This window comes from Rhodococcus aerolatus, from assembly GCF_054783215.1.
Window position 1 is genome coordinate 259,305 of the sequence record NZ_BAAGQZ010000046.1, and the last position, 11,784, is coordinate 271,088.

12 protein-coding genes are annotated in these 11,784 nt (G+C 70.3%); 9 read left to right on the forward strand and 3 right to left on the reverse strand.

Annotated features, from left to right (window positions below):
- Nucleotides 1–891 carry a DUF3761 domain-containing protein gene (locus tag ACYVOF_RS18100; protein ID WP_460868947.1) on the reverse strand — a complete coding sequence of 297 codons (891 nt, stop codon included), beginning with the start codon at nt 889–891 and terminating at the stop codon, nt 1–3.
- Between the two features lie 261 nt (nt 892–1,152).
- Here ACYVOF_RS18100 and ACYVOF_RS18105 point away from each other — a divergent pair, with 261 nt between their 5' ends.
- Complete coding sequence (locus ACYVOF_RS18105) at nt 1,153–3,033, forward strand: DNA/RNA helicase domain-containing protein (protein WP_460868949.1); 1,881 nt, start codon at nt 1,153–1,155, stop codon at nt 3,031–3,033.
- Here the strand turns inward: ACYVOF_RS18105 and ACYVOF_RS18110 are convergent.
- Nucleotides 3,030–3,527 carry a hypothetical protein gene (locus ACYVOF_RS18110; protein WP_460868951.1) on the reverse strand — a complete coding sequence of 166 codons (498 nt, stop codon included), beginning with the start codon at nt 3,525–3,527 and terminating at the stop codon, nt 3,030–3,032. The genes ACYVOF_RS18105 and ACYVOF_RS18110 overlap by 4 nt on opposite strands.
- A 117-nt stretch (nt 3,528–3,644) precedes the next feature.
- On the opposite strand from ACYVOF_RS18110, the gene ACYVOF_RS18115 reads away from it, so the two are divergent.
- Complete coding sequence (locus tag ACYVOF_RS18115) at nt 3,645–6,725, forward strand: DUF3427 domain-containing protein (protein WP_460868953.1); 3,081 nt, start codon at nt 3,645–3,647, stop codon at nt 6,723–6,725.
- Nucleotides 6,726–6,776: 51 nt separating this feature from the next.
- Nucleotides 6,777–7,289, forward strand: coding sequence for a hypothetical protein (locus tag ACYVOF_RS18120; protein WP_460868954.1), 513 nt, complete (start codon nt 6,777–6,779; stop codon nt 7,287–7,289).
- A gap of 38 nt (nt 7,290–7,327) precedes the next feature.
- Here ACYVOF_RS18120 and ACYVOF_RS18125 read toward each other — a convergent pair whose 3' ends face one another.
- Nucleotides 7,328–7,732, reverse strand: a complete 405-nt coding sequence (locus ACYVOF_RS18125; RefSeq protein ID WP_460868989.1) for a very short patch repair endonuclease — start codon at nt 7,730–7,732, stop codon at nt 7,328–7,330.
- Nucleotides 7,733–7,977: 245 nt separating this feature from the next.
- On the opposite strand from ACYVOF_RS18125, the gene ACYVOF_RS18130 reads away from it, so the two are divergent.
- The 6 genes from ACYVOF_RS18130 to ACYVOF_RS18155 all read left to right on the forward strand — a co-directional run.
- Nucleotides 7,978–8,133 (forward strand): hypothetical protein, encoded by a 156-nt coding sequence (locus ACYVOF_RS18130; RefSeq protein ID WP_460868956.1) that lies wholly within the window; start codon nt 7,978–7,980, stop codon nt 8,131–8,133.
- Nucleotides 8,130–8,603 (forward strand): hypothetical protein, encoded by a 474-nt coding sequence (locus ACYVOF_RS18135; RefSeq protein WP_460868958.1) that lies wholly within the window; start codon nt 8,130–8,132, stop codon nt 8,601–8,603. The genes ACYVOF_RS18130 and ACYVOF_RS18135 overlap by 4 nt, the downstream gene beginning before the upstream one ends.
- Nucleotides 8,604–8,700: 97 nt before the next feature.
- A complete protein-coding gene (locus ACYVOF_RS18140) occupies nt 8,701–9,369 on the forward strand; it encodes an SDR family NAD(P)-dependent oxidoreductase (RefSeq protein ID WP_460868960.1) in 669 nt (222 codons plus the stop codon).
- A 361-nt stretch (nt 9,370–9,730) separates the two neighbouring features.
- Entirely contained in the window at nt 9,731–10,123 is a 393-nt protein-coding gene (locus ACYVOF_RS18145; RefSeq protein ID WP_460868962.1) for a hypothetical protein, read from the forward strand.
- A gap of 44 nt (nt 10,124–10,167) precedes the next feature.
- On the forward strand, nt 10,168–10,707 hold the full coding sequence (locus ACYVOF_RS18150) for a DUF3558 domain-containing protein (protein ID WP_460868991.1): 540 nt from the start codon (nt 10,168–10,170) through the stop codon (nt 10,705–10,707).
- Between the two features lie 18 nt (nt 10,708–10,725).
- Nucleotides 10,726–11,784 (forward strand): PPE domain-containing protein (locus ACYVOF_RS18155; RefSeq protein ID WP_460868964.1); only part of this gene is annotated, 1,059 nt, incomplete at its 3' end.

The window sequence follows — 11,784 nt, forward strand, 5'->3', positions numbered from 1 at the left end:
CTACAGCCACTGCGCCACACCGCCGTGCCCCGAGCAGGTGCCACGGCGCGACTGACTGAAGCTGTAGCTGCCGTCCTGGCACTGCGCCGACGCGCCTGCAGGCGCCGTGTCAGCGACCACTGGGCTGGAGACGCAGTTGCCGCGCGAGTTGATGTACCCGCCGTCGCCACAGGAACCGGAGTACCCACCGCCGTCGGAGCTGCCACCGCTCCCTGCGTACTGCGGGGCCGGCTCCGGAGCCGGGGCGGGTGCCGGCATAGGTGCCGGGACGTAGACCGGCGCGGGAGAGACGACCGGGGCCGGCTCCGGGCTAGCAGCCACCACGGAGGACGGGAGCGGGGTGCTGAGGCGCGAGGCCACGGTCAGGCGGACCTTCTCGCCAGCCGCGACCTGTGCTCCCGCTGCGGGAATCTGGCTCACGATGCGCCACTGCGCGGTCGTGCCGGCAGCGTCGACCAGGACGTCATGGCCGTCGGGGGCCGTCGCCACGGCGAGCGCGAAGCAGCTCAGCGGGCCGGTGCGCGCCTGGTCCAGATCCCACCCGCCAACGGCCGGTGCTCGTAACGGCCACGGCTTCTCAGCGCACAGCTGCGCCGGGGACTTCGCCGTCGTGGTCAACGCCGTCGTCGTGGTGGCAGGAGTAGTGGTCGGAACCGCAGACGTCGACTCGGCACGTGCCGTGCTCTCCGGGACGGGCGTCTCGGACGCTTCGACAGCCGCAGTCTGCGGAGAGAGCTGTCCACCAACACCCATGAGGACAAAGGCCACGACGAGCAGAGCAACCGAACCACGACGACTGCCTACGCGAGCCCATCCGACCCGGCCTCTGACGACACCCCAGACCGCCACCAGGAAGGCGACCAAGCCTGCGAAGCTGAGGAACACACCCATGCCGTACCCACCCCTGATGCGTCGCTGCGGCGATGCCCCCGTTGCTGGCGCCGCGATCTACCGAACCAGCCGCAACCTATCTGTTCCCTGGGGCAAGTAGTTACCCGGGCTTTGCTCATTCGCCCCGTCGGGTCCCACGTCCACGGCCGCAGGCGGCTAACGTCGGCGCTGCGGCCCGACCGGCTTCCCCCGCTGAGCACGTGAGCATCGGACACGCCCCCACCCGCACGACTCTGTTCGTGCTGCCCGGGGGACACATTCGTGACGCTGCTGCGCACCTCACCGACGAGCATCGTCGGCATGGCCAGCCCTGACTCGCTCGTCGAGCAGCTGCTGGAGCAGATGCTGATCCGGACGGGCCGGCGGGCGAGCCCGTCAGAACAGACGTCCTGGGGTCGCAGCCTGCCCGTGCTCGCCCGGGACCTCGTCGACGCCGGGCTGCGCGACGTCGAGATGCTCGTGGAGTACCACCTCCCGCTGACTTCTCAACGAGCGGACGTGGTGCTCGCCGGGACCCACCCCGTCACCGGTGAGGCGTCCTACGTGGTGGTCGAACTCAAGCAGTGGTCAACGGCCCGGTCGTTCGAGGGGTCCGCCGAGCTCGTCGACGTGCCCGGCATGCCGGGTGGGCCGAAGCTGCACCCGGTGGCCCAAGTGCAGGGCTACTGCGACTACCTCGCCGACTTCACCCGCGTTCTCGCCGACCAGCCGGACGCCCTCGCCGGCGTCGCCTACCTCCACAACGCCACCGACCGGGCCTCCGTCGCTGATCTCCGCCGGTACCCCGTGTCGACGACCGGGCGGCTGTACACCGGCGCCGACCGTGGCGAGCTGATCGGGTTCCTCCAGTCCCGCCTGTCGACGCACGGCGGCGGACGCGTCGCGGCCGACAGGCTCATCAACTCCGCGGTCGCACCGTCCAAGCAGCTGCTCAAGGTGGCCGCGAGCGAGGTGCGCGACCGCGAGCAGTTCCGACTCGTCGGCAACCAGCAGCTCGCGGTCGACCTCGTGATGCACCAGGTCGAGCAGTCCCGTCGCGCCAACACCAAGCGAGTCATCGTCGTGACGGGCGGGCCGGGCAGCGGCAAGAGCGTCATCGCACTCTCCCTGCTCGGGGACCTGGCCAGGCAGGGGCGATCCGTCCTCCACGCCACGGGCTCGAGGTCGTTCACGCAGACGCTTCGCAAGGTGGCCGGTGCACGGGCTCCGCGCGTGCAGAAGATGTTTAAGTACTTCAACCAGTTCATGACCGCGGAGGCGAACGACCTCGACGTGCTGGTGCTCGACGAGGCACACCGAATCCGGCAGACCTCGGTCGACCGGTACACGAAGGCAGCGCTGCGAACCGACCGTCCTCAGATCGACGAGCTGATCTCCGCTGCGCGAGTACCGGTGTTCCTCCTCGACGAGCACCAGGTGGTGCGGCCGGGCGAGATGGGGTCGCTCGACCAGATCACCCGCTACGCCGAGTCACTGCACCTCGAGGTCGAGCACGTACACCTCGGCGAGCAGTTCCGTTGCGGCGGCAGCGAGGAGTATGTGCTGTGGGTGCAGCGCCTGCTAGGTCTGATCGATGGTGAACCGGGCCCGTGGCGGGGCGACCCCGCCTTCGCGGTCACAGTGGCGGACAGCCCGGAGGAGATGGAGGCCCTCCTGCAGGCGCGGCTCGACGAGGGCTACTCAGCGCGAATGTCCGCCGGGTACTGCTGGCCGTGGAGCGACCCCCGCGACGACGGCACGCTGGTGCCGGACGTCGAGATCGGTGGGTGGGCACGGCCCTGGAACCTCAAGGGCGATCGCGCGGTCGGTGAGGCACCGCCGTCCGCCTTGTGGGCGACCAACGAGGGCGGGTTCGGCCAGGTCGGCTGCATCTACACGGCCCAAGGGTTCGAGTATGACTGGAGCGGGGTCATCCTCGGCCCCGACCTGGTGTGGCGCGACGGTGGCTTCACGACGGTCCGCGACGCCAACCGCGACCCCGACATGCGCAACCGCACCAAGGTGACCGACGTGCAGTTCGACCAGTTGGTGCGTCACGTCTACAAAGTGCTGCTGACACGAGGAATGGCCGGAACGGTACTTTTCTCGATAGACGCGGAGACCAATTCTCGACTAAGAGAACTAATCTTGAACTGCAGTTAAGGTCCTTCGCGTCGACTAGTTCCCCAACTGGTAGTGCGTTGCTCATTATAGTATAACGAGTAGAACGTCACTTCGGCTCCGAGATTTCGCATCATATCTCGATCCGGCCACTGGACTCCGATTTTTCTCTTCCATTCACGAGTCTCGCCGCCTGCGAGCACATGATCTGTCAGTTCAAGTTCGCGAGCAACTTGTTCGGCGGAGCCATCGTAGTGAAAACGCTTGATGTCACAGGGGGCCGAGACCGTGATGCATATTGAGGTAATCGGCAGTCGGCTCGGATTGTGCAGAGTAAAAATATGCTCTGCGACTGACCAAGAATCGCTTCTTGGTTCGCGGGGAACGTCGAGCGCCTTCCAGGTCAGGGCCACGCCCTCCAGTTCGACCTCCCGATTACGCTCATCAGCGCGCACCTGCCTAAGCAACTGGACCCCGTTAAAGAGCAGCGCGCCTACACCGGCGAGAATCGCTACCAACGTCGTCGCAAAAGTCACCGTGGACCCTCCACTTCGTCGAGTCACACCCACACCGCTCGTATCGCGGCCCCATCGACCCCGCTCGGCTGACCGAAACGCCGGCGGACGGGAGAATATCGTGATCAGCTGACATACATGGTTCAGGACCTGACGACTGGCGCCTATGAGGCGCTCCGCACCACCTCGCTTGACGCCCACATTGCACGGACGCCGTATACCCCGATCTTCGTCGGCGTGGCGGCAGACGACGCTCCCGACGTCCTTGCGCGCCACATCGCCGAGGCGCTCCGCAGCGCGCTGGCCGACGTCAAGTCCGAGGAGCGCCTCAAGCTGGTCAACGCCGTCCTCGCTTCCGCCAGCGCTCACCCCGACATCGTGATTGCCCTTGAGCAGCTCATCACCTTGACCGAGCGGGTCGCCCCCGGCGCCGCCCGCCTTCGAGAAATTCCGGTTCCGCAGACCAAGCTCTCCGAAACCGCCTTATTGACTAACGCGCAAGGAACTCCGGGCGTCGGCGCAGAGATCGCCTCTGAGATCGGGAGCGCAGACCGGGTCGACCTGCTGTGCGCGTTCATCAAGTTCAGCGGCATCCGCATCATCCGCGACCAGCTCGTCGAGCTCCGCGAGCGCGGCATCCCGTTCCGCGTCATCACCACCACCTACATGGGCGCCACCGAGCGGCGCGCGATCGACCAGCTCGTCCGGGACCTCGGCGCCGAGGTCAAGATCAGCTACAACTCGCGCTCCACCCGGCTGCACGCCAAGGCGTGGTTGTTCCACCGCAGCAGCAGCTTCGACACCGGCTACGTCGGCAGCTCCAACCTCTCCCAGGCCGCCATGGTCGACGGCCTCGAGTGGAACGTCCGCATCTCCTCCGTCGCCACCCCCACCCTGGTCCGCCAGTTCACCGCGGCCTTCGACACCTACTGGAACGACCCCGCGTTCACCCCCTACGACCCCGATGCCGACGCGGAGCGCCTCGACGCCGCCCTCGCCGACGCGGGCTCCAGCACACCGATCCAGTCGGTCCTGTCCACCTCGGGGCTGCAGGTGCGGCCGTACCCGCACCAAGAGCAGATGCTCGAGGCCTTGGCCGTGGAGCGCGAAGTCCACGACCGGCACCGCAACCTGCTCGTCGCCGCCACCGGCACGGGCAAGACCGTCGTCGCCGCCCTGGACTACGCCGCGTTGTGCGAGCAGTCCGGTTACCAGCCGAGCCTGCTGTTCGTGGCGCACCGCAAGGAGATCCTCGAGCAGAGCCTGCGTACCTACCGGGAGGTGCTCGGCGACGGTGCCTTCGGCGAGCTCTTCGTCGACGGGCTCCGGCCCACCCGGTGGCGCCACGTCTTCGCCAGCGTGCAGGGCCTGAACCGGACGATGCTCGACGGACTCGACCCCGATCAGTTTGAGGTCGTCGTCATCGACGAGTTCCACCACGCCGAAGCCCCCACCTACCGCCACCTCCTCGAGCATCTGCAGCCGCGCGAGCTGCTCGGCCTCACCGCCACCCCCGAGCGCTCCGACGGCGTCAACGTCAGCCAGTTCTTCGACAACCGCGTCGCCTACGAGCTCCGGCTGTGGGACGCGCTCGACCAGGACCTGCTGTGCCCGTTCCACTACTACGGCGTCGCCGATGGCACCGACCTCTCCACGATCGAGTGGACCCGCGGCGCCTACGACCTGGCGGGCCTGTCGAACGTCTACACCGGCAACGACGCCCGCGCCCGCATCGTCCTCAACGCTCTGCGCGACACCGTCAACGACCCGTCCACCATCCGTGCGCTGGGCTTCTGCGTCTCCGTGGCCCACGCCCAGTACATGGCGCGGGTGTTCACCGAGGCCGGGTTGCCGTCGCTGGCTGTCTCCGGGGAGTCCTCCCGGGACGACCGTGCCGCCGCCTTCGCCTCCCTGCGCGCCGGGGACGCCCGCTGCCTGTTCGCCGTCGACCTGTTCAACGAGGGTCTGGACATCCCCGACGTCGACACCCTCCTGCTGCTGCGCCCCACCCAGAGCGCAACGGTGTTCCTCCAGCAGCTCGGCCGGGGGCTGCGGCGTACCCGCGGCAAGGCCGTGCTCACCGTCCTCGATTTCATCGGCCAGCAGCGGCGCGAGTTCCGCTTCGACCTCAAGCTCCGCGCGCTGACCGGCGGCACCCGCAAGGAACTCGAGACGCAGGTGGAGGCAGGGTTCCCGTTCCTGCCCAGCGGCTCCCGGATCGTCCTCGACCGGGTGGCAAGCCAGACCGTGCTCGACAGCGTGCGCGGGTCGATGAACCTCGGTGCCCGCAAGGAGGTCATCCGCGACCTCACCGCGGCCGGCGACGTCACCCTGGGGCGCTTCCTCGACGAGTCAGGCCGCGAGCTCAGCGACGTCTACCGCGCGAGCAGCTGGACGGCGCTCCGTCGGGCGGCCGGCACGACGAGCACCCCGGCCGGGGCGGGCGAGGAAGCCCTGCTGCGTCGCATGTCCGCGCTGGCCCACGTCGACGACGCGGAGCGGGCCGCGCTCTACCGCCGGATGTTCTCCCCCGACGCCCCGGACTACGACGACCTCGAGCCCCGCGAGCAGCACCTCGCCCGCATGCTGTTCTTCCTGCTGTGGCCGAACAAGGGCGACCACGCCTCGTACGCGGCGGGCTTGGCCACGCTGCGCGAGCACCCAGCGGTGGCCGACGAGGTCGGGCAGCTGCTCGATGTCGCCCTCGACCGGGTGCAGCACGTGCCCCGCGCACTGAGCCCGGCCCTGGCCCACCTGCCGCTGCTCTCGCACGCCACCTACCGACGCGAAGAGCTGCTGGCCGGCATCAGCTGGGCGTCGTGGGACCGCAGCGCGCGGGGCAACATCACCGGCGTCGCGTACTCCGAGGCCGAGCAGATCGACGCGCTGATGATCAACCTGCACAAGGAGGGCAGCGGGTTCAGCCCCACCACGATGTACCGCGACTACCCGATCTCCCGGGACCTCTTCCACTGGGAGTCGCAGAACGCCACGTCGACGTCGTCCACCGCGGGCCGGCGATACCTCGACAGCTCGGCGACCACGCTGCTGTTCGTCCGGGACCGGCCCACCGACGACCTAGGGGTGACCCCGTTCCTCTGCCTCGGTCCGGCGACCTACGTCGAGCACCAGGGCGAGCGGCCGATCGCGATCACGTGGCGGCTGGCCCGGCCGATGCCGGTGGACGTGCTGCAGAGCGGCTCCGTCGTCGCCGGATGATGCGTGGCACGGAGGTTGCGGCACTGGGCGTCGGCGGGGACGGTTTCGACCATGTCTGAGCAGTCCCGGCACCGGCGCGCCCTCGCAGCGGAGCGTTACCGGCCGCTCTCAGTCTCGTGCCTGCTGGTCGCCGAGGCCCCACCTGCCGCACCTGACCGCTACTTCTACTACGAGGACGTCCCCACCAACGACTGGCTGTTCCAGTACGTCGCCCTGGGGGTGTTCGGTGCGAAACCGTCGCGCACGCCGCACGACAAAGCCCGACACCTCCGGATGCTCCGGGACCGCGGGTACTTCCTCATCGACGCCTGCGAAGACCCGGTGAGCGAGCAGGGACTGGCCGGTTGCGTGCCTGGCCTCGTCGAGCGGGCTCGAGCGTTACGTCCTGACCGCGTCATCCTCATCAAAACCACCGTCTTCGATGTCGCGAACAACGCACTGCTCAGCGCCGGACTCCCCGTCGTGCAGGAGAGAATCCCCTTCCCCAGCAGCGGTCAGCAGCGCAACTTCGAGCGGGCCTTCGCGCGTGCGCTCGTCGCACCGCCCTGGCGGTTGACGTCGTAGCTGGTGCTCGCACCCGCGAGGTCCGCACGCCTGCCTCGTCATCTCAAGCTGCCCAGCGCAGCGCACACGCGATCCGCCGCCGCAACGGGGTCCTCGTGCTCCCACACCCGCACCACCGTCCACCCCTGTGCCTCGAGCGCCCGGGTGCAGTCGGCGTCGCGGGCCCGGTTGCTAGCGATCTTCCAGTCCCACCACGTCGCGTTGGCCCGCGGCCGGTGGTGGTGCACCGGGCAGCCGTGCCAGAAGCACCCGTCGACGGATACCGCGACCTTGCGCCGGCGGAAGCAGATGTCGATGGTCCGCCGACGGTTGCCGGGGGCCTTCACCTGCAGCCGGTAGCGCAGGCCCCGGCCGTGCAGCTCGCGGCGCAGCGCCAGCTCGGGCGCGGTGTCCCGACGCCGCAGCGTCGACATCTTCCGGGCCAGGACGGCCTCCGGCCGCACCCGATCAGGTTCGCTCGCGTCGGTCGACGTCACCACCGCGCCCGGATCACCCACCACGCCCGCACCCTGCACCCGAGGTCCGACACCGACCCGACATCGGCCGTGTTCCGGACGAACGCCGCGGACCGCCGTCGCATCCGGGCCGGCGTCGCTAGCGTCTCCTCCGACCGAACGGGGGGCGTGTGAGAGTAGACCGAGCAGGCCGGTGCCGCGGAGGGGCGACGGTCGGCTCAGCCCTCCTGGAGGTGGCCTACGAGGCGTTCCACGAGCACTGGTCGGAGGACGTGCACGACCACGGCGTGATCGCCGGGATCCTGCACGGCAGCGGGGACGTGCTCAGCAACACCGGCGGTGACCTCAAGGACCTGGCCACCGGGGCGTGGCACTCGGTGTTCGGATGAGCCGGACCCCCGCCCCGCCGCACCACGGCGAGCCGCCGTCGATCCCCCTGCTCGGGACCACCTGGTACCGCCGCGGCGCGGCCTACCGCGTCCGGCGCGTCCTCATCACCGTCGGCTTCACCCTGCTTGCTGCGTTCGCCGTGTTCGTCGCCGTCGCCGTGGTCACGGGGGTGCTCGAGGCCGCCGGGCCCACTGCGCGCGTCGTGGTGGTCGTCGTGCTCGTCCTCGGGGTCAGCGCCAGCCTGGTGAGCGCGTACCGCTGGCGGCGCGCCTACTGGGCCGGGCCCTCACGGCCCCTCGGTGCACCCCGCTCCCGCCAGGGCGCGGCCGGCATCGGGCTCGGCCCCATCGCCGTCCTCGGCGCACCGTTCGTCGTCGGGCACCTCCTCGCGGTCGTGCTCAACACCCTGGGCCACTACGTCACCGTCGAGGAGCGCGACGCCGCCCGACGGTGGCGGCCGCCGGACTGAGGACCGGCGCAGGTCGGGACGGAGCTCGGCACGGACTCCCGGCGAGACGGCGCGAACCTCGACTGGCCGATGCCCCCGAACCCGGGACGATGGGGGCATGGCTGATCTCTCGGACAAGGTCTTCGTCGTCGTCGGCGCCTCTGGGGCGCTGGGCTCGCGCATCGCGTCCCGGCTGGCCGACGCGGGCGCGACCCTCACCCTCACCGCCCGCGACACCGGCTCGTTGCCCGACGGCGCGCACACCGTGGCCGCGGACCTGCGCCGGCCGGACGCGGGGCAGGCCGTCATCGACGCCGCCCGCGAGCAGCACGGCCGCATCGACGGCGTGGTCGTGGCCTCCGGCATCGCCGCGTTCGGCCCGCTCGCCGACATCGACGACGACACCGTGGACGACCTCGTCCTCGTCGACTTCCTCGGCCCGCTGCGGGTGCTGCGTGCGGCGCTGCCCGTCGTCGAGCAGGGCGGGGTGATCGCCGGGATCAGCGCCGTGCTCGCCGAGCAGCCCGTCGGGAACATGGCCACCTACTCCGCGGTCAAGGCCGCCGCGTCCGCGCTGTACGTCGCCGTGGCCAAGGAGGCGCGGCGCAACAAGATCCGCGTGCTCGACATCCGCCCGCCGCACACCGACACGGGTCTGGCCGACCGCGCCATCGCCGGCGAGGCGCCGTCCATGCCGAACGGGGCCGACCCCGACGCGGTGGCCGACCGCATCGTCGCCGCACTCACCGGCGACGAGCGCGACGTGCCCAGCTCCGCCTTCAGCTGACCACCGGGTCCGTCCGACGCGCGCCGACCTGGCTGAGCTGGGCCGCGGTCTGCGTCGACCGGCTAGGCCGCGCGACCGCCCTGGGCCGTGGCGACAGCGGTTCAGCGCGGGAATCGGACTGGGACCCGAGTCGTCACCGATCCCCGCGGAGCAGCCACGTCGCCCATGACGGCGCTGCTGTCGTCGCGCAGCTCTCGGGAGACGGCCGACCTGGACGCCGGCCCGCCGCGGTAGTGACAGTGACTATGACTACGCGTCACCGCCTGGCCGGGTCTGATAGCGACGGACATGGTCGGAACCCTGACGCCACCGCGCGCGTCTGAGACACTGATGGGCCTGTGATCGGAGGAGGGACGCGAGAATGTTGACGGCAGACGGCGGAGGCGGGGGCATCCCGTTCTGCACGCCCGATGCGCCACCCGAGCAGCTCGGCGGTGGTGCGTTCCGCATCGAGCCGGACAAGATCCCCGGCCTGATCAACGGCCTCAGGACGGCGCTGAACGACCTCGACGTCATCCGCGAGACCGCCGGGCAATCGATCATGCTGCAGCCCCCGGGACGGGACCCGTACAGCGCGGACGCGATGACGAACTTCGCCAACACGATGTCGGGCGGGAGCAACGCATACATCCAGGCGCACATGGCCTACGTGGACAGCATCAAGCAGACCATCGGCAACCTCGAGAAGCTGCTCAAGTCGACCCAGGCGCAAGAACAGGCGACGAGCTCGTCCCTCGGGTCGACGGGCTCGTGAGGGCCATCAGTGCGGCGCAGGCCGTCACGGCTTCGCTCCTGGTCATGGGCGCGGCGGCGTGCACGTCAACGGCGTCGGGAACTGCTACCCCGAGCACGGCAGCCGCTCCGACCACTCGACTGGCGCCCGCTATCACGGCGCCGCAGGTCAACCTCGCCGCAGCCGAGGCCAACCCCTGCAGCGTGCTGGACACCAGCGCGCTCAGCGCCTTGGGGCTCGCGGGCCCAGGCGTCTCGAGCCCGACCGGCAAGCTCGGGCTCGGGCCCGAATGTGCGTGGCAAGCCTCCCAGCCTTCCGGTCCCCGCCTCACCATCCGCGTCAACAACCAGACCGGTGGGATCGAAGGCGCGTACCAGCGTCGCTCGAGCTTCGCCGTCTTCACCCCGTTGACGGTGGACGGGTACCCCGCGGTCAACGCCCAGGCAATACCCGGTGACACCGACTGCAGCCTCAGCGTGGGAGTCAACGACACCCAGCTGCTGGGCGTGGACTACATCCCTTCGTTCGGTACTGCCGAGTCGAGCGACCCCTGCGGCAAGGCGTCCGAGATCGCGACCCAGGTCATCACGAAGCTTGCCGGCTGACGACAGAGAGGACGGACGATGACGACACCAGGCTGCTCCGACATCCGCGTCACCGGCGTGGACGGCGAGACGATCTACCGGTGGTTCACCGAGGGCCCCCGGCCCGCGTCCAGCACCGACCCCCTCGCCGAGTCCTGGGGGCAGATCCAGACCCAGCTGGCCCAGGTCCGTGAGTCGGTGCAGAAGGTCCTCAGCGACGCGGGCGCCGTGTGGTCGGGCGAGTCGGCTGACGCCATGCAGGCCGCGGTGGCGCCCATGGCCACGTGGGCGGACAACGCCTCGACCGCCGCTGCCATGGCCAAGAGCGCGGTGACGATGCAGTCGGGCGACTTCGGCACGGCATCGTCGTCGGTCGTCCCCGTCGCCTCCGAGCCGGACAAGCCATGGCAGGCCTACGTTCCTCTCATTGGCGGGGCGCTCGGCGGCGACGACTACGACACCAAGATGGCCGAGCGCGCCGCCCAGACCGCCCACAACCAGGCCGTCGCCACCTCCTACGCGGGCAACTCGGCGTCCAACGTCTCCTACATGCCCCAGTTCGCGGCCCCTCCGACCATCAACAGCGGCGTCGCGGCGCCCACCACCCAGCCCCCCGGGGTGGGCGGTGGACCCGACATCCCGGGGCAGGTCGGTGGCGCGGGTGCCAGCACCGGCAGCGCGGGCTTCGTCGGGGCGGCCCAGGGACCCGGCGTAGGAGCGAGCTACCTCGACCAGGGCAGCGGCATCACCCAGCAGCAGACCGGTGGCACCGGCGGCGGGTCGACGGGCGGCAGCGGCTCCGGCGGCGGTGGGAACGGCAGCGGACCCGGCTCCGTCGGCGCCGCCACGGTGGGCACCGTCCCGACCGGGCCCGGCGGCGGCGCGGGCACCAGCCCGGCCGGCATCGGCGGCAGCGGGGTCGGCGGCCGAAACCCCGGCGGAGCGGGCACCGGTGACGGCGCACCCGGCAGCGCGGGCACCCGCCGCGGGAGCGGGTTCGACGGTGCGGGCGGTGTCGGCGGTGTGGGCTCCGGCCGCGGCAGCGCTGGCGCCGGCAGCCTCGGCGGGCGCGGCCTCGGGGCCGGCGGCACCGCCGGT

Excerpts from the sequence above, each read along its gene's own strand:
- ACYVOF_RS18100 (WP_460868947.1), bottom strand. The coding sequence starts at position 891 with ATGGGTGTGTTCCTCAGCTTCGCAGGCTTGGTCGCCTTCCTGGTGGCG.
- ACYVOF_RS18115 (WP_460868953.1), top strand. The coding sequence starts at position 3,645 with ATGGTTCAGGACCTGACGACTGGCGCCTATGAGGCGCTCCGCACCACC.
- ACYVOF_RS18120 (WP_460868954.1), top strand. The coding sequence starts at position 6,777 with ATGTCTGAGCAGTCCCGGCACCGGCGCGCCCTCGCAGCGGAGCGTTAC.
- ACYVOF_RS18135 (WP_460868958.1), top strand. The coding sequence starts at position 8,130 with ATGAGCCGGACCCCCGCCCCGCCGCACCACGGCGAGCCGCCGTCGATC.
- ACYVOF_RS18140 (WP_460868960.1), top strand. The coding sequence starts at position 8,701 with ATGGCTGATCTCTCGGACAAGGTCTTCGTCGTCGTCGGCGCCTCTGGG.
- ACYVOF_RS18145 (WP_460868962.1), top strand. The coding sequence starts at position 9,731 with ATGTTGACGGCAGACGGCGGAGGCGGGGGCATCCCGTTCTGCACGCCC.
- ACYVOF_RS18150 (WP_460868991.1), top strand. The coding sequence starts at position 10,168 with ATGGGCGCGGCGGCGTGCACGTCAACGGCGTCGGGAACTGCTACCCCG.